Genomic DNA, 16144 nt, shown 5'->3' with positions numbered 1-16144 from the left:
GGTCATGCTCCTGTCAGTGCGGTAGCGGGGATCGGAGGAGCTGTGCTCCGGGAGGTGGACTGGGGTCGCAGCAGTTGGACCCGGCCGGCGGTCTCGCGCTGCCAGTACTGCTCGATCTCGAGGCTGGTCTCGGCGGAGCCGAGCATCAGGTAGCCGTCGGGGGCGGTCACGCCGTGGACCCGGCGCAGGATGTCGCGCTTGGTCTCGACATCGAAGTAGATGAGGACGTTGCGGACCAGGACCAGGTCGAAGCGTGGCAACGGCGGGAACGGTGCCGCCAGGTTCATCTGCCGCGGGTGCACCATCTCCCTGAGCTTGCTGGAGATCTCCCACTCGGCACCGACCCGGGTGAAGTGCTTCACCAACTGGGTGGCCGGTAGTCCGCGGTTCATCTCGACCTGGCTGTACCGGCCGTTGCGAACCCGTTCGACCATCTGCGTGGAGACGTCGGTGGCAGTGATCCGAGCGGTCCAGCCGCTGGGCAGGTGTTGGTCCAGCAGCATCGCCAAGCTGTACGCCTCCTGGCCCGAGGAGCAGGCAGCGGACCAGATGCTGATCTGGCGGGTCGCCGTCCGCGCTTCCAGCAGTGCGGGCAGGACGACGTCGGTGAAGGCCTGGTAGGGCGAGTTGTCCCGGAACCAGGAGGTCTCGTTGATGGTCAGCGCGTCGAGGGCACGCTGGCGTTCGACGGCGTCGCTGAAGATCCGCGGCAGGTAGGCGTCGACGTCGGCGCAACCGGCGGCACGGGCCAGCGGCAGCAGGCGCGCCTCCACGAGATACTCCTTGCCGGGCTCGTACACCATCGCGGTCTCGCGGCGCGCGAGTTCAGCGACGCGGCGGAAGCTGTCAGCGGAGAGGGGCACGTAGCCACCATCGGACGCCGGTGCCCGGACCTGAGGGAACCCGCTGTCTTCCTTCTCACCTGCAGGTTCTCCTCAGTGCGGGGCTGGATCTGCCGATGGGTTCCGGGTGATCAGGGTTCTCATCGTTGACGATTCCGCGCTCGTCCGGCGGTTGGTGACGACCGCCCTGGAGGCCGACCCGGCGATCACCGTGGTGGGTGCGGCGGTCAATGGCCGCGACGGCGTCGAGCAGGTCCTCGCGCTGGACCCCGATCTCGTGGTGCTCGACATCGAGATGCCGGAGATGGATGGCCTGACGGCGTTGGAGAAGATCCGCGCCGAGCGGCCCCGGCTGCCGGTGATCATGTTCAGCACGTTGACCGAGCGTGGTGCCCGGCAGACCCTGGACGCACTGGCCCGCGGCGCCTCGGACTACCTGGCGAAGCCGTCGGGTGCCGGCAGCCTCTCCGCCTCGATCGCGGCGGTGCGCGACGAGTTGGCGCCGAAGATCGTCGCCCTGGTCGGCGCGCGCCGAGTGGCGAGTGCGCAGCCCGCTCCGGTGGTCCGGCGCCGGATCGCCAAGCACGCACCCGATGCGCTGCTGATCGGCTGCTCGACGGGTGGCCCGGACGCCCTTGCGCATCTGCTCGCGCCGTTGCCGGCCGACTTCCCGCTGCCGATCGCGGTGGTCCAGCACATGCCGCCGGTCTTCACCGGAATGCTGGCCGCTCGCCTCGACGGGCTCAGCGGCCTCACCGTGCGGGAGGCTGCGACGGGCGATGTGATGCGCCCGGGCCAGGTGCTGCTCGCACCCGGCGACCAGCACCTGGCATTGGAGCGTTCGGGCACCTCGGTGCAGGCCCGTCTGAACTCGGAGCCGCCGGAGAACTTCTGTCGCCCGGCCGTGGACGTGCTCTTCCGCTCCGCGGTGGAGGTCTACGGTGGCAACGTGATCGCGGTGATCCTGACCGGGATGGGCCAGGACGGCCTGGTCGGCGTCCAGGCGCTCTCCGCGCGGGGAGCGACGGTAGTGGCGCAGGATCAGGCCAGCTCGGTGGTCTGGGGGATGCCGGGCGCCGTCGTCGGTGCTGGTCTCGCCCACGAGGTCGTGGCACTTGATGCGTTGCCGGCGCGGCTGCGTGGTCTGGCTGAGGGCTGAGCGAGCGCTCAGCGGGACGTCAGCTCTCAGGCCTGCACGTCGAGGTAGACCGGGCGTTGCGGGCCGCCGTCGAGCAAGCGGACCACCGCCTGCTGCCCGCGGGCGCTGCGCATCCGGTTGGCGATCGCGGTCTGGGTGGCGTGCTGCCGCTCCGCGATCTGTTGGGCTCGGGGCTGCAACTCCTCGGGCATCGGGCCCCGGACCACGGGGACCATCCATCCGGCGTTGCTCTCCGCGGGGAGACTCTCGATCTCGCCGTCGAGGACAGCCTCAACAGCGACCAGGTCCCGCTCGAACTGGTCCAGGACGGCGGCCCACTCGGCCAACAGGTCGGAGTCGGTGACGGGCTGCGCGCTCATCCCACGGCCGCCTGAACAGCGCTGGCCGCAGCCTCGCGCCAGGTCGTGGCCAGATCGCGGGCCAGCGCCAGACAGTGCTGGGTCGCCTCCAGGTCGCGATGGATGTTTGCCTGCACCAACTGGGTGTGCAGGTGGTTGTAGAGCGCCTGCAGCGCCGCCGCGCCGGCCCACAGGTCGACCCGCAGGCTGGAGTTCAGTTCCGCGACGACGTCCTGGGCGTGGACCAGGTGCTGGTGCGCCGTGGTGAAGTCGGCCGCCTCCTGCATCGCCAGGGCGCGTTCGATGTCGAGCACCATCCGGTCGCAGAGCATCACCAGCAGGCGTTCGGGGCTTGCCGTCCCGATCGATGAGGAGAGGTAGGTGTTACGCGCATCGTTGAACATCGTCGAATCCCTTCAACCCTCACTTCGAGGAGGATGAGCTGAGCGAGTTGAGCTGGCCGGCCAACCAGTTGGACTGGTTCTGCATCCGTGACAGCGCCGTCTCCAACGCGGTGTACTGCCGTTCCAACGAGGTCCGGCGGAGCGCGAGCCTGGTGTCCCAGGCCTCGATGCTGTCGGTGAGACGGGTGATCGAGCTGTTGCGGCCGGTGATGGCCGAGGTGAGGGTGCCGTCGACGGAGTCGCTGGCCGCCTTCGCCACGCTCTCGACCCGGGAAGCGAAGCCGTTCGGGCCGGTGATCGCCGCAGCGACCTCGGCCGGGTCGGCGCTGAGCGCCTTGTTGAAGGCCTCTTCGTCGAAGGTGATCTTGCCGTAGCGGTCGGTCTGCAGACCGAACTTCGCCAGGCTGGTCAGGTCGGTGGGGTAGATGGCGCCCTGCAACGAGCTGCCGAGTGAACGCACCGCCGGGTCACCCGACAGCAGGCCGGAGCTCTTGTTGGCGGTGTTGTAGCTGGTCAGCGACTGGGCCTGACCGATCACGTTGTTGAGAGTCTCCACCAGCGCCTTGACCGCTGCCGTCGCGGAGTTGTTGTCGCTGGTCACCGAGAGATCGATGGTCTTGCCGACCGCCGTTGGCGAGACGGTCAGCGACACGCCGGCCATCACGTCGGTGAAGGTGTTCGTCGATGAGTGCAGGGTGCGACCCTCGATGGTGATCGCGGCGTCCTGCGCGTCGGTCACGGTGGCGCCGCCGAGCAGCGCCGACCCGTCGCTCTGGGTGAGCGTGAAGCGGCTGTCCTCACCGGTCTCGGTGGAGGTGACGACGAGTGCGAACTTGCCGTCGTCGAGCTTGAGGGTGGCGGCGCGCAGCCCGTTCTCGGTCTGGTTGAGAGCGCTGACCAGACCGGCCAGGGTGCCGTCGCCGGTTTCGATGCTGGTGCTGACGCCGTCCCGGGTCAGGGTGACGGTGGTGCCAGGGCTGACCACGATGTCGGTCAGCGCGGCGGTGTCGGTGAAGTTCATCCGGTGGTTGGTGGCGACGGCGTCGACGCTCACCTTCCAGTTTCCGGCCACGGCGCCCTTGCCGATCGTGGTGCTCACCGAGGCGTCGCTGCTGGTCGCCTTCAACGGGCTCCAGGCGCTGCCGTTGGCCAGGGCGAGAGCCTTGGTCGCCAGGCCGGCGACCTGGCTGTTCAAGGTCTGCAAGCTGTTCAGCGAGGTCTTCGCACTGCTCAGCTGCGAGATCAGCTTGGTCTGGCTGGCGGCCTCCAGCTGCATGAGCTGATTGATGATCGTGGCGGTGTCCAAGCCACTGACCAGGCCACTGATGCTCGACGACGGCATCTGCTACTCCATTCCGATCCGCGATGAAGACGAGGGTGAAAGCACAAAGGGCGGCTCCGGGAGGTACCCGGAGCCGCCCTCCGGACGGGGTGAATCAGCCGCGGAGCAGCTGCAGCACGCCCTGCGGAGCGGAGTTCGCCTGCGCGAGCATGGCGGTACCGGCCTGCGAGAGGATCTGCGCACGCGTGAAGCTCATCATTTCCTGAGCCATGTCGGTGTCGCGGATCCGGCTCTCGGAGGCCGACAGGTTCTCGACGGCCACGTTGAGGTTGTTGATGGTGTGCTCGAAGCGGTTCTGGTAAGCACCCAGCTCGGCGCGAGCGGTCGAGATGGTCTGGATCTGCTGGTCGATCAGGGTGATCGAAGCCTGCGCAGCAGAGGTGCTGCTGAAGTCCAGACCGACTGCGGCGGGGCCGGGGGCCACACCAGCAGCGAGACCAGCACCCGGAGCGGTGACGTCGACTGCGCCACCGTTCTTCGCGGTCACCACGAGGCCGTTGCCGGCGCCGTTCGCGTCCTTGGTGACGCTGACGTTGAAGTTGGCGTTGAACGAAGCATCGGAGCGGAGCGCGGTGGCAACGCTGTCGACGCTGGTGTACGAGCCAGCCGCACCCAGGGTCACGGCGACGTCGGTGGTGACGCCACCCGCGGTGGTGGAGAACGACATCGCGCCACCCACGAGGGCGACGTTGGCGACGGCGAACGAGGTACCAGCAGCGACACTGCCCGTGTTCAGGGCGGTAGCCACACCGGCAACGTTGGCGCCGGCCAGGTTGACCTGGATGAGGCTGTTGGCGTCGCCGTCGGCACCGACCTGGAAGTTCAGGGTGCCAGCGGAGCCGTCAAGCAGGCTGGTGCCGTTGAAGTTGGTCGACTTGCCGATCCGGTCCAGCTCCGAGACCAGGCTGTCGGCCTCGGTGGTGATGTTGTCGCGAGCCTGAGCGTTGTTGCTGTCGCTGGCGCCCTGGACGGCCAGGTCGCGCAGACGCTGCAGGATCGAGTGGACCTCGGTCAGCGCACCTTCCGTGGTCTGCACCACGGAGATGCCGTCCTGCGCGTTGCGGGCGGCAACCTTGAGGCCACCAACCTGCGAGCGCAGACCCTCGGAGATCGCGAGACCGGCAGCGTCGTCCGCGGCACGGTTGATCCGGAAGCCGCTGGAGAGCTTCTCGAGCGACTTGCTCATCTGGCCCTGCGTGACCGACAGGTTGCGGTACGAGTTGAAGGCGTCGATGTTCTGGTTGATGCGGAGACTCATGGTTTCCCTCCTGGATCTGAGTCAGATGACTGAAACCCGTCCCTGGGCTTCGTGTTTGATGCATCGGCAGCAGCCGAGGCGATCTGAGAAGAATCGGTGAAAGATTCTTAGGCGGTCGCGTCGATCGGGGTCGCGCTCCGCGGACGCGGCGCCGCGGCCAGCGTGGCCTGGCGGCTCGCCACCGCGGCGAAGTAGGACTCGCGGCGGCGGTCCGCGCACCCTCCTGGCCGGCGGTGGCTCGGGACCAGGTCCGGGTCTAGATGGGTGTTCAGGGCGTCGCGGAGCAGGACCAGAGCCTGGGCCCTGAGCTGCGAGATCCGGGACTCCGAGACGTCGAGCTTGGCGGCGATCTGCGCCATCGGGTGCTCGTGGATGAAGTAGTCCTCGACCACGACCTGAAGGCGTTCGGGCAACTCGGTGATCGCTGCCCTGAGGTAGCTGAGCCGCTCCACATGCTCGAGCTGGGCCGCCGGACTGAAGGTGTCGTCGGCCGCCGGCTCGTGGACGGCGCCCTCGACCGCGACGTCGAGGGAGAGCACCTGGGCACGGGCCAGGTCGTCGTCGTTGCCGATCACTTCATCCAGGGTGATGCCCAGGGCGGAGGCGACCTCGGCGGCGCTGGGGATCCGGCCGAGCGAGGCGGCGAGCCGGTTCCGGGTCTCGTCGAGCTGACGGGCCCGGCGGCGTACGGAGCGCGACGCCCAGTCGACCGAGCGGAGCTCGTCGAGGATCGCGCCCCGGATCCGGGTGGCGGCATAGCGCCCGAACGGAACGCCCCGGTCCTGGTCGAACGACTTGGCGGCAAGTACCAGTGCAGCAAGGCCTGCCGAGGTCAGGTCATCGCGATCGACGTGTGCAGGGACGCGTCCCATCGTCTCGCGAACGATGTGCCCAACGAGCGGAATGTTGACGGTGATCAGCTCTTCCGTCAACTCCGTGAAGGTGCCCGGTAGATCGGTCATGGCGTGAACTTCACCTGAGAGAACCGCTTTCAGGGAAGACGAAACCGGAGTGTCTGGCCGATTGATACCGAAGACGGGACCAACGTCCCGGACTAGTCAACCCAAACGAGTTGCGTCATCTGGTTGAAAAACCTCAGGTGGACGGGGTGCTGGCCGAAAGGGCTGGCATCAAGGTTGTGAACGATGTTGGACGGGGAGGAAGCACCATGGAGAAGCTCTCGCTCATCCTGTGGCGCGAGCGAGAACTGCTGGAGACCCTGCTCTTCAAGCTGGAGACCGAGCAGCTCATCCTGGCCTCGGCGCGGACGCGCTGGCTGGGCCGAGCATCGGCCGAGGTCGAAGAGGTGGTCCAGCAGATCCGGGAGACCGAGGTGCTCCGCGCCACCGCGTCCGACGAGGCTGCCGAAGGTGTCGGTCTGGCGGCGTCGGCAAGCCTGCTGGCGCTCGCTGAAGCGGCCCCCGAGCCGTGGGCGACGATCATGGTCGAGCACCGCCAGGCGTTCGTGACCCTGACAGCAGAAGTGAACGCACTCGCCGGGTCCAACCGGGAGCTGATCACCGCGGGATACCGCTCGGCGCGCGAAGCGATGCTCGCCTTGGAAGCGGAAGGCGCGGGCGGCTACACCCCGGACGGCCAGGCAGTTACCGGGACCCGTGGTCCCGTCTTCGTGGACAGGAGTTTGTGATGGCTGGGACCTTCGGTTCCTTCGGGATCGCGATGAGCGGCCTGCGCTATAGCCAGGTTGCCATCGACGTGGCCAGCAACAACGTTGCGAACGTCGGCACCGATGGCTACGTGCGGCGCCGGGTCGTCGGCGAGTCGGTGGCATCCGATGCCAATCCTGGCCTCTGGTCGCGCGGCGCCGGTCTCGGTGACGGCGTCCGGGTGGCTGGCGTCAACCGGATGGTCGACCAGTTGCTCGACGCCCGCGCGCGCAAAGAGCACGGCACCCAGGCGATGCTCGACACCCGGCTGGAGATCATGAGCCGGATCGAGGCGGGGTTGGGCGAGCCCGGCAACAACGGCATCAACGCTGCTCTCGGCGACTTCCGTGCCGCTTGGCAGAACCTCGCCAACAACCCCGGCAACGACGCGGCCCGGGCCCAGGTGTTGGCTCGCGCCAACACGCTGGTCGACACGATCCGCCAGCAGTCGAGCAACCTCAGCTCCGAAGAGTCCGACGTGCGCCAGCGGCTGCTGGTCGACGTCGGTGAGGTCAACCAACTCGCTGCCGATCTGGCCGCCACCAACCGCAACGTCGCCGCCGCCAAGCTGGCCGGTGTGGAGGCCGGAGTGCTGCTCGACCAGCGCGACCGGTTGGCGATGCGCCTCTCCGAACTCACCGGGGGCACCGCAACCGTCCGTCCGGACGGGGGCTACGACTTCAGCGTGGCCGGGGTCAACCTGGTCAGCGGTCGTGACGCCGGCACGCTGGATGTGGTCAGCGGGGTCAACCTCGATGGCACCGGCGACGGCAACCCCGTCACCTTCCAGATCACCAACGCCTCCGGCAGCACCCCGCTGCTCGGCGTCAGCGGTTCGATCGGTGCCGGGACCGACGCGCTGGACCGGATCATCCCGCAGTACCGATCGGGCCTCAACGACGTGGTCGCCCTGCTCGCCAACCAGGTCAACGCCGGTCACCAGGCCGGTTTCGACAAGGCCGGCAACCCCGGTCAGGCGATCTTCACCTTCAACGCCGCCGACCCCGCCGGGTCGCTCAGCGTGGCGCTCACCGACGGCTCCCTGGTGGCGGCCTCCTCGGTTCCGGGCGGCGGACTCGACGGCGGCAACGCCGAGCTGCTGGCGCTGAAGTCGACGGTGGAGACCGACTACCAGCGGCTGATCGCCGTCTTCGGTACCGAGGTCGCCTCGGCCAAGCGGCTCTCCGCCAACCAGGGTGTGCTGACGGCCCAGATCGACAACACCCGTGAGTCGCTTTCGGGAGTCAGCATCGACGAGGAGATGGTGAACCTGATGGCTGCCCAACGTTCCTACGAGGCGGCGTCGCGGGTGATCACCACGATGGACTCGGTGCTGGACACCTTGATCAACCGGACCGGATTGGTGCGCTGAGATGGCGATCGGTCGGGTAACCCAGAACATGATGGTCCGGTCGTCGATGGCGGCGATCGAGACGAACGCGTCCCGGCTCGCCGAGAGCCAGGAGCGGCTCTCCACCGGGCGGAAGCTGAACCGTCCCTCCGACTCGCCCACCGACACCATCGCGGCGATGCGGGTCCGGGCCGAGAAGGCGGAGTTGGCGCAGCACACCCGCAACGCCGAGGACGGCTTGGGCTGGCTCAACCAGCTCGACGGTGCGTTCAGCTCGATCACCACGCAGGTCCGCCGGGCCCGCGACCTCGCGCTGCAAGGCGCCAACGAGGGCATGTCGAGTGCGGCGGCCCGGGAAGCGCTGGCGGTCGAGGTCGACCAGCTGCGTGAGTCGCTGAAGTCGGCGGCCAACACCCAGTACCTGGGCCGTCCGGTCTTCGGCGGGGTCACCGCCGGTAGCCAGGCCTACGACGCCAACGGCGATTGGATCGGTGAGGCCGGCGCGGTCAATCGGACGATCGGCAACGGCGTCGTGATCGCCGTCAACGTGAACGGGCCCGACGTCTTCGGCGTCGACGGCGCGTCGCTCTTCGACGAGCTCGAGTCGCTCTCCAACTCGTTGCGGGCCGGTGACTCGACGGGGATCCGCGGCAGTATCGACGCCTTGAACGCCCGTGAGCAGAAGATCGTCACCACCCACGCCGACGTCGGCATCCGGGCCGGCCGCCTGGAAGGTGTGCTGACCCAGGCGACCAGCTCCGAGCTCACTCTGACCGCGCGGCTCTCCGATCTCGAGGACGCCGACCTGATCAAGAGCGCCATCGACGTCAAGCTGCAGGAGGTCGCCTATCAGTCGGCGCTCGCCTCGTCCTCGCGCATCCTCTCCGTCTCGCTGCTGGACTATCTGCGATGATCGCGACACTCCCGGCGCGCGGGTCGTCGGAGCTCGAGAGAGGGGTGGAGATGGAGGTTCCGGAGCTTCCGGTGATCGAACTGGTCCGGCCGATGCCAGGATTCAGCGACGATCTCCGCTTCACCCTGGTCCGGCTCGACGATGACGGGACGCTGTGTGAGCTGCGCTCCCTAGAGCACGCCGACCTGCGTTTCCTGGTGGTCAGTGCCGGTCTCTTCTTCGCTGACTACGCACCGGAGATCAGCGACGAGGACGCGCTCGCACTCGACCTGACCCGGGCCGAGGACGCCTTGGTCCTGGTGCTGCTCAACCCGGGTGACTCCTTGGAGTCCACCACCGCGAACCTGCTGGCTCCGGTCGTGGTGAACACGAACTCGCTCAAGGCCGCGCAGGTCGTCCTCGACGACCGCCGCCACTCGCTCGCCACGCCGTTGGTGCGATGAGAAGGTCCGCCACTCTCGGGACGGTTCGAACAGATAGCGTGTACCCATGCTGGTGTTGAGTCGTAAGGCGGGGGAGAGCGTCCTGGTCGGGGACGACATCGAGGTGACCATCCTCGAGATCCGCGGCGACGTCGTCCGCGTGGGCATTGCGGCCCCGCGTTCGGTCAGCGTTCAGCGCGCCGAGTTGATCGCCCAGGTGACCGACAGCAACCGTGCTGCGGCGTCGCCGAACGCGAACACGGTGGCCTCGTTGGCCGCTGCCTTGCGCAAGCCTTCGTAGCGGGGTTCACACTCCGCTGGCGAGGCGATTCGGCTAAGGTCTGGGCCCTTTGTGCCGATTCTTCCGGTGTTAACGGGAGGAGGCGCCGGTGGATGAAGATGCCGAGATCATCGCCGAGTTTCTGGTGGAGAGCCACGAGAACCTCGACCAACTCGACCGCGACCTGGTTGCTTTGGAGCAGGACCCCACCTCGCGGGAGCTGCTGTCCAGCATCTTCCGCGCGATCCACACGATCAAGGGCACGAGCGGCTTCCTCGCGTTCGGGCGGCTCGAGGAGCTGACCCACGTCGGGGAGAACCTGCTGGCCCGGCTCCGCGACGGCGACCTGCTGCTGACCAGCGAGCTCACCGGGCTCCTGCTGCGGATGGTCGACACCGTCCGAGCGCTGCTGGCCCTGATCGAGGAGACCTCCGGCGATGCCGGCGACCAGGTCGAGATCACCGCTGTCGTAGCCGATCTGCGCGCGGCCCTCACCCCCGAACCGTCAGGCACACGCCCCGAGCCGTCAGGCGCACGCCCCGAACCGTCAGGTATCGACGCCGAACCGGCAGGCGCACGCCCCGAACCGGCAGGTATCGACGCCGAACCGGCACCTGTTGCGCCTCCCGGACTGCTGGTCTTCGGTGGTGCGGCCCCGGTGGTACCCGACGTCGCCCCAGCGGTTCGGGAGGAACCTGTCCCTGCCGGTGCTTCGTTGACACCAGGTGAAGTCTCCGCGGCGCTGAGTGCTGGGCCGGTCGCGCCCAGCCCGGTCCCTGCTCATATGCCTGACGGCTCGGCACGTATGCCTGACGGTTCGGCACGTATGCCTGACGGTTCGGCGAATATGCCTGACGGTTCGGGGGAGGCGAAGCGCGGGATCGTCGGCTCGACGGTGCGGGTGGACGTCGATCTGCTCGACAACCTGGTGCAACTGGTCGGCGAGTTGGTGCTGACCCGGAACCAGATCCTGCAGCGCAGCGACTCGGGTGACGACGTCGAACTGACCCGCGCCGCGCAACGACTCGATCTGGTGGCCAGTGAGCTGCAGGAGAGCGTGATGCAGACCCGGATGCAGCCGATCGGGCAGGTCTGGGCCAAGATGCCGCGCGTCGTCCGGGACCTCGCCAACCAGCTCGGCCGTGAGGTCAACCTGGTCACCGAGGGACACGACACCGAACTGGACCGTTCGCTGCTGGAAGCGCTGAAGGGACCGCTGACCCATCTGGTCCGCAACTCCCTCGACCACGGCATCGAGCCGCCCCACGAGCGGGTCGCGGCCGGCAAGCCCGCCGCGGGGACACTCTCCCTGAAGGCCCGCCACGAAAGCGGCCAGGTCGTCGTCGAGATCATCGACGACGGACAGGGCATCGACCCCGCGAAGGTGGCCGAGACCGCGATCCGCCGTGGCGTGATCACCCCGGAGCAGGCTGCTCGGATGGAGACCAAGGAGCTGATCGGGCTGCTGTTCCGGCCTGGCTTCTCGACCGCCACCACGGTCACCAACGTCTCCGGCCGCGGCGTCGGCATGGATGTGGTGCGGACCAACATCGAACGGATCGGTGGCACGGTCGACGTCACCAGCCTGCCGGGCCAGGGCACCACCTGCCGGGTGCGGATCCCGCTGACGTTGGCGATCATCCCGGCGCTGGTCGTCGAGGAGGGCGGTCAACGCTACGCGCTGCCGCAGGCCAATCTGGTCGAGCTGGTCCGGGTCGAGGACCCGGTCGGGCAGGTCCAGGAGATCGCCGGTGCTCCGGTGCTCCGGTTGCGCGGAGCCCTACTGCCGTTGGTGAATCTCTCCACGGTGCTGGCCCAGAACGGCAGCGCAGGCTCGTTGGCCGACAGTGCGCTGACGGTCGTGGTGGTCCAGTCGGACGAGATCCGCTTCGGGCTCTGCGTCAACGACGTCCACGACACCCAGGAGATCGTGGTCAAGCCGATCGGGCGGCAACTCAAGAGCCTGGCGATCTACGCAGGTGCCACGATCATGGGCGACGGCTCGGTCGCGCTGATCCTCGACGTCGGCGGGATCGCCCAGGAGCAGGCACTCAGCGCGGTGCCGATGCTGGAGGAGACCGAGTCGGCCGTCGAAGAGGACAGCACCGCGCTGCTGGTCCTGGAGGTCGCCACCGGGCGGCGTGCGGCGTTGCCGTTGGCTGCGATCTCCCGGCTGGAGGAGTTCCCGATCTCGCAGATCGAGTACTCCGGGCTCGACGAGGTGGTCCAGTACCGCGACGGCATCCTGCCCTTGGTCCGTCTCGCCTCGGCGATCGGCCTCGCCGAGACGGAGTCGGCGGAACCCCACGTCTCGGTCGTCGTCCACGACAGCGGCGACCACCGCGTGGGCATCGTGATCGACCGGGTCCTCGACATCGTGGAGACCCGGGCGGATCGGAGCACCGTGGGCCGCCGCCCCGGCGTCCTCGGTTCGATCGTCGTCCAGGACCGGGTCACCGACCTGGTGGATCTCGACGCGGTACTGGGAGTGGCCCGATGAGCCTGACGACACCAGCCATCACTCGCAGCGCGGTGCAGACGCAGTACTGCACCTTCTGGGTACGCGGCCTCTACTTCGGGGTCGCGGTCCAGGACGTGCAGGAAGTCCTGCGTTCCCATCAGATGACCCCGGTTCCGCAGGCGCCAGAGGCGATCCGGGGTCTGATCAACCTGCGCGGGCAGATCGTCACCGCGTTGGATCTGCGCCGCCGTCTCGCACTCGACGAGGGCGAGGCGCCGGAACCGATGAACGTGATCGTGCGGAGCCACGGCGAGGCGGTCAGCCTCCTGGTCGACCAGATCGGCGACGTCATCGACACCGGCGATCTGGACCTCCACCCGACGCCGTCCAACCTGCCCGTCGCCGTCCAGTCCGTGCTGCACGGCGTGATCCCGCTTCCTGAGGCGATCTTGCTCGTCCTCGACCCCGATCAGGCGGTTGAAGTCACCGCCGCCGACTCCACCGAAGGATTGTCATGACCGATCTTGAGATTGCCCCCAGCCTCAACGGCAGCCACGCCCGCGACGAGGAGACCCCGGCACCGGCGGCGCCCACCATCGCCGGCGTCGACCTGTCACGTCTCCCGGACGTCCTGGACAGCCTGACCACGCGGGTGATGCTGGCGGACCGCAACTACACGATCACCTACGTCAACCGCGCTGCGCTGGAAGGTCTTCGGGTGCTCGCGGACTGGATCCCGGTCGCTCCCGAGAACGTGGTCGGCGCCAGCCTCGACCTGTTCCACCGCAACCCGAACCACCAGCACCGGTTGATGGACGACGGCGGCGCGGGACTTCCGCGGCGGGCACTGATCGAGGTCGGCCCGCAGACCCTCGACCTGAACGTCGTCGCCCTGCACGACGTCGACGGTGCGTACGTCGGCGCGATGGCGACCTGGGAGAACGTCACCGAGAAGCTCGAGCTCGAGCGCCGGGTCGCCCAGATCACCTCGATGATGGAGAACTCGCCGACGAACATGATGTTCGCGGACCGGGACCTCACCATCACCTACATGAACCCGGCGTCGCTGGCCACGCTGACCAAGCTGGAGGAGCACCTTCCGGTGAAGGCCGCCGACGTGGTCGGTTCGAGCCTCGACATCTTCCACAAGACGCCGTCGTACCAGCGTGGGCTGATGGCGGACGCGAACAACCTGCCGCGGCGTGCCAACATCGGTGTGGGCCCCGAGACGCTCGACCTGATGGTCTCCGCGATCCGCGACGACGACGGCACCTACATCGGTGCGATGGCGACCTGGGACGTGGTCACCGACAAGCTCCGTCTGGAGCGGGAACAGCGGGAGAGCGCTGCCGACACCGCGGCGGTGAACAAGGTGCTGGCCGGTCTGGCCAGCGCCGACACCGCTGAATCGGCTGTCCGCGTCGCACTGGACACGGTCCGCGAGGAGTTCGGCTGGGCTTACGGATCGGTCTGGAAGGTCGACCCGGCCGACTCGCTGTTGAAGTTCGCCGTCGAGTCCGGCGACGCCGGCCCGGAGTTCCGCCGGGTGACGATGGAGGCGTCGTTCGCCGAGGGCGTCGGCCTCTCCGGCCGGGCCTGGGCCAAGCGCGACCTCTTCTTCACCGCCGACATCGGCGAGATGACCGACTGCGTCCGCGCGCCGATCGCACAGCAGGTCGGTGTGAAGTCCGGGGTCTGCTTCCCGCTGATGGCAGGCGGCAACGTCGTCGGCACGATGGACTTCTTCGCCACCGAGACGCTCGACCCTTCCCCGCAGCGTCTCGATGCCCTGCGCAACGTCGGTCGGCTGGTCTCCCAGGCACTGGAGCGGATCGAGCGGGAGAGCGTCGAGCGCGCTGCCGCAGCAGAGCTCGCGCACAAGGTGGATCTGGTCCTCTCCGTGGTCCGTGCCGCCGCACAGGGCGATCTGACCCAGGAGATCGAGGTCGGCGGCGACGACGCGATCGGCCAACTGGCGCACGGTCTCTCCGCGCTGCTGGCCACCTTGCGCGGCAGCCTCGGTGAGATCGGGCGGACCGCTGACACCCTCGCCGTCTCGTCGGAGCAGCTCTCGATCCTGTCCCAGGGGATGGGGGAGGGCGCGACCCTCACCTCGGACCGGGCGGCCAGCGCCTCCAGCGCTTCGGTCGAGGTGTCGGCCAGCATCCAGACCGTCGCCACGGCGGCGGAGGAGATGACGGCGAGCATCCGCGAGATCGCCAAGAACGCGACCGACGCCGCCACCGTGGCGACCGGCGCCGTGGCGGTGGCCAGCTCGGCGCAGGAGACCGTTGCCAGCCTGGGAGAGTCGTCCGCCGAGATCGGCCAGGTGATCAAGGTGATCACCTCCATCGCCCAGCAGACCAACCTGCTCGCGCTGAACGCCACCATCGAGGCGGCCCGCGCAGGGGACGCCGGCAAGGGCTTCGCGGTGGTCGCCAACGAGGTCAAGGAGTTGGCCAAGGAGACGGCCAAGGCGACCGAGGACATCGGTCAACGGATCGAGGCGATCCAGACCGGCACCCAGGGTGCGGTCGGCGCGATCGCCGAGATCGCCGAGGTGATCGACAAGATCAACGACATCCAGACCTCGATCGCCTCCGCCGTCGAGGAGCAGACCGCCACCACCAACGAGATCGCGCGCAGCGTGACCGAGGCGGCGACCGGCGCGAACGGGATCGCGGCCGACGTCACCCAGGTCGCGACGGCGGCCGACGACACTCGCCAGGGCGCGCAGAACACCCTGCAGTCGGCGACCGACCTGGCCGCGATGGCCAGCGAGCTCAAGGGCCTGGTCGGTCAGTTCCAGGTCTGAACAACGAACGGGCTGGCGGCGTAGCGACAGCTACGACCGTCAGCCCGTTCGGCGTTGCTGGCTACTCGGTGTCGGTACCGGCGTTGCTGATCGCCGCACCGAGCGGGCGGGTCTTGGAGACCAGCAGTGCCGCTTGGGTCCGGCGCTCCACGCCCAACTTGGCCAGGATGTTGGTGACGTGGTTCTTGACGGTCTTCTCCGCCAGGTTCAGGTGGTCACCGATCTGCCGGTTGGTCATCCCGTCGGCGATCGCCTCGAGCACCCGACGTTCCTGTGGGGTCAGCATCGAGAACTCGTCCTGTCCCTTCTCCGTGGAGCGCTGGACCAGGCGCAGCGCGGCACCCGGGTCGATCAGCGAGTGGCCGCTGGCCACCAGGCGGGTCCCGGAAAGCAACGAGGTGCCTTCGATCTGCTTGAGCACATAGCCCGAGGCGCCGGCGAGGATGGCGGCGTACATCGCCTCGTCGTCGTCGTAGCTGGTCAGGATCAAGGCTCGGATCTGCTCGTTGGCGGAGCGGACGTCGCGACAGACGTCGACGCCACTGCCGTCGGGGAGCCGAGCGTCGAGGATCGCCACGTCCGGCTTCAGCTCCAGGATCTTCTCGGCGGCACCGCCGGCGGTACTGGACTCACCGACCACCTTGATATCGCCGTCCGACTCCAGCAGCGCTCGAAGACCACGCCGCACGATCTCGTGGTCGTCGAGCAGGAAGACGGTGATCGGCGTTGTCATAGAGGCATTCTCACAGTCATGGTTCGTTGCCGCAGGAAGTGGGCACAACGCGGGATGAGATCACAGCTGTCGAAATGAGGGACGGCCCGCAGGCGTTGCGACGAGGTTTCGCATCGCCCCTCGGGGCGGGACCTTCGTCAACATCTCCGGCGGACTTAA

At 68.1% G+C, this 16144-nt stretch carries 16 protein-coding genes; 9 read left to right on the top strand and 7 right to left on the bottom strand.

Annotated features, from left to right (window positions below):
* Nucleotides 1-2 precede the first annotated feature (2 nt).
* The gene (locus ACLM5J_RS01630; protein ID WP_413654259.1) at nucleotides 3-863 is read right to left on the bottom strand and encodes a CheR family methyltransferase; all 861 of its coding nucleotides are present in this window, start codon (nucleotides 861-863) and stop codon (nucleotides 3-5) included.
* A 106-nt stretch (nucleotides 864-969) separates the two neighbouring features.
* On the opposite strand from ACLM5J_RS01630, the gene ACLM5J_RS01625 reads away from it, so the two are divergent.
* Entirely contained in the window at nucleotides 970-2001 is a 1032-nt protein-coding gene (locus tag ACLM5J_RS01625) for a protein-glutamate methylesterase/protein-glutamine glutaminase (RefSeq protein WP_413654258.1), read from the top strand.
* Between the two features lie 26 nt (nucleotides 2002-2027).
* Here ACLM5J_RS01625 and ACLM5J_RS01620 read toward each other — a convergent pair whose 3' ends face one another.
* From ACLM5J_RS01620 to ACLM5J_RS01600, 5 genes are all read right to left on the bottom strand, one after another.
* Nucleotides 2028-2360 carry a hypothetical protein gene (locus ACLM5J_RS01620; RefSeq protein WP_413654257.1) on the bottom strand — a complete coding sequence of 111 codons (333 nt, stop codon included), beginning with the start codon at nucleotides 2358-2360 and terminating at the stop codon, nucleotides 2028-2030.
* The gene (fliS, locus tag ACLM5J_RS01615) at nucleotides 2357-2743 is read right to left on the bottom strand and encodes a flagellar export chaperone FliS (protein WP_413654256.1); all 387 of its coding nucleotides are present in this window, start codon (nucleotides 2741-2743) and stop codon (nucleotides 2357-2359) included. Before fliS ends, ACLM5J_RS01620 begins: the two co-directional genes overlap by 4 nt.
* Before the next feature lie 19 nt (nucleotides 2744-2762).
* Nucleotides 2763-4085 (bottom strand): flagellar filament capping protein FliD, encoded by a 1323-nt coding sequence (fliD, locus tag ACLM5J_RS01610; RefSeq protein ID WP_413654255.1) that lies wholly within the window; start codon nucleotides 4083-4085, stop codon nucleotides 2763-2765.
* Nucleotides 4086-4179: 94 nt separating this feature from the next.
* Nucleotides 4180-5343 carry a flagellin gene (locus ACLM5J_RS01605; protein ID WP_413654254.1) on the bottom strand — a complete coding sequence of 388 codons (1164 nt, stop codon included), beginning with the start codon at nucleotides 5341-5343 and terminating at the stop codon, nucleotides 4180-4182.
* A 107-nt stretch (nucleotides 5344-5450) separates the two neighbouring features.
* Entirely contained in the window at nucleotides 5451-6305 is an 855-nt protein-coding gene (locus tag ACLM5J_RS01600; protein WP_413654253.1) for a sigma-70 family RNA polymerase sigma factor, read from the bottom strand.
* Nucleotides 6306-6511: 206 nt separating this feature from the next.
* Here ACLM5J_RS01600 and ACLM5J_RS01595 point away from each other — a divergent pair, with 206 nt between their 5' ends.
* From ACLM5J_RS01595 to ACLM5J_RS01560, 8 genes are all read left to right on the top strand, one after another.
* Nucleotides 6512-6991 (top strand): flagellar protein FlgN, encoded by a 480-nt coding sequence (locus ACLM5J_RS01595; protein ID WP_413654252.1) that lies wholly within the window; start codon nucleotides 6512-6514, stop codon nucleotides 6989-6991.
* On the top strand, nucleotides 6991-8382 hold the full coding sequence (flgK, locus tag ACLM5J_RS01590; protein WP_413654251.1) for a flagellar hook-associated protein FlgK: 1392 nt from the start codon (nucleotides 6991-6993) through the stop codon (nucleotides 8380-8382). The genes ACLM5J_RS01595 and flgK overlap by 1 nt, the downstream gene beginning before the upstream one ends.
* Nucleotide 8383: 1 nt before the next feature.
* Nucleotides 8384-9274, top strand: coding sequence for a flagellar hook-associated protein FlgL (gene flgL / locus ACLM5J_RS01585; protein WP_413654250.1), 891 nt, complete (start codon nucleotides 8384-8386; stop codon nucleotides 9272-9274).
* A complete protein-coding gene (fliW, locus tag ACLM5J_RS01580; protein WP_413654249.1) occupies nucleotides 9271-9717 on the top strand; it encodes a flagellar assembly protein FliW in 447 nt (148 codons plus the stop codon). Before flgL ends, fliW begins: the two co-directional genes overlap by 4 nt.
* Nucleotides 9718-9763: 46 nt before the next feature.
* Entirely contained in the window at nucleotides 9764-9997 is a 234-nt protein-coding gene (csrA, locus tag ACLM5J_RS01575; protein WP_413654248.1) for a carbon storage regulator CsrA, read from the top strand.
* An 88-nt stretch (nucleotides 9998-10085) separates the two neighbouring features.
* The gene (locus tag ACLM5J_RS01570) at nucleotides 10086-12476 is read left to right on the top strand and encodes a chemotaxis protein CheW (protein WP_413654247.1); all 2391 of its coding nucleotides are present in this window, start codon (nucleotides 10086-10088) and stop codon (nucleotides 12474-12476) included.
* Nucleotides 12473-12955, top strand: a complete 483-nt coding sequence (locus ACLM5J_RS01565; RefSeq protein ID WP_413654246.1) for a chemotaxis protein CheW — start codon at nucleotides 12473-12475, stop codon at nucleotides 12953-12955. Before ACLM5J_RS01570 ends, ACLM5J_RS01565 begins: the two co-directional genes overlap by 4 nt.
* A complete protein-coding gene (locus ACLM5J_RS01560; protein ID WP_413654245.1) occupies nucleotides 12952-15252 on the top strand; it encodes a methyl-accepting chemotaxis protein in 2301 nt (766 codons plus the stop codon). The genes ACLM5J_RS01565 and ACLM5J_RS01560 overlap by 4 nt, the downstream gene beginning before the upstream one ends.
* Nucleotides 15253-15313: 61 nt before the next feature.
* Here the strand turns inward: ACLM5J_RS01560 and ACLM5J_RS01555 are convergent, their stop codons facing one another.
* Nucleotides 15314-15985, bottom strand: coding sequence for a response regulator (locus ACLM5J_RS01555; RefSeq protein WP_413654244.1), 672 nt, complete (start codon nucleotides 15983-15985; stop codon nucleotides 15314-15316).
* Between the last annotated feature and the right edge of the window lie 159 nt (nucleotides 15986-16144).

The organism is Nocardioides sp. Bht2, from assembly GCF_047308515.1.
In the GTDB taxonomy this organism is placed as follows: Bacteria; Actinomycetota; Actinomycetes; order Propionibacteriales; family Nocardioidaceae; genus Nocardioides.
The sequence above is the reverse complement of the archived record's forward strand: the minus strand, read 5'-3'. Positions and strand labels throughout refer to the sequence as shown.

What these genes read in the sequence shown, in the direction of transcription:
- flgL (WP_413654250.1), top strand. Translation starts at nt 8,384, where the DNA reads ATGGCGATCGGTCGGGTAACCCAGAACATGATGGTCCGGTCGTCGATG.
- ACLM5J_RS01555 (WP_413654244.1), bottom strand. Translation starts at nt 15,985, where the DNA reads ATGACAACGCCGATCACCGTCTTCCTGCTCGACGACCACGAGATCGTG.
- ACLM5J_RS01560 (WP_413654245.1), top strand. Translation starts at nt 12,952, where the DNA reads ATGACCGATCTTGAGATTGCCCCCAGCCTCAACGGCAGCCACGCCCGC.
- fliD (WP_413654255.1), bottom strand. Translation starts at nt 4,085, where the DNA reads ATGCCGTCGTCGAGCATCAGTGGCCTGGTCAGTGGCTTGGACACCGCC.
- ACLM5J_RS01595 (WP_413654252.1), top strand. Translation starts at nt 6,512, where the DNA reads ATGGAGAAGCTCTCGCTCATCCTGTGGCGCGAGCGAGAACTGCTGGAG.
- fliW (WP_413654249.1), top strand. Translation starts at nt 9,271, where the DNA reads ATGATCGCGACACTCCCGGCGCGCGGGTCGTCGGAGCTCGAGAGAGGG.
- fliS (WP_413654256.1), bottom strand. Translation starts at nt 2,743, where the DNA reads ATGTTCAACGATGCGCGTAACACCTACCTCTCCTCATCGATCGGGACG.
- csrA (WP_413654248.1), top strand. Translation starts at nt 9,764, where the DNA reads ATGCTGGTGTTGAGTCGTAAGGCGGGGGAGAGCGTCCTGGTCGGGGAC.
- ACLM5J_RS01600 (WP_413654253.1), bottom strand. Translation starts at nt 6,305, where the DNA reads ATGACCGATCTACCGGGCACCTTCACGGAGTTGACGGAAGAGCTGATC.
- ACLM5J_RS01605 (WP_413654254.1), bottom strand. Translation starts at nt 5,343, where the DNA reads ATGAGTCTCCGCATCAACCAGAACATCGACGCCTTCAACTCGTACCGC.
- flgK (WP_413654251.1), top strand. Translation starts at nt 6,991, where the DNA reads ATGGCTGGGACCTTCGGTTCCTTCGGGATCGCGATGAGCGGCCTGCGC.
- ACLM5J_RS01620 (WP_413654257.1), bottom strand. Translation starts at nt 2,360, where the DNA reads ATGAGCGCGCAGCCCGTCACCGACTCCGACCTGTTGGCCGAGTGGGCC.
- ACLM5J_RS01565 (WP_413654246.1), top strand. Translation starts at nt 12,473, where the DNA reads ATGAGCCTGACGACACCAGCCATCACTCGCAGCGCGGTGCAGACGCAG.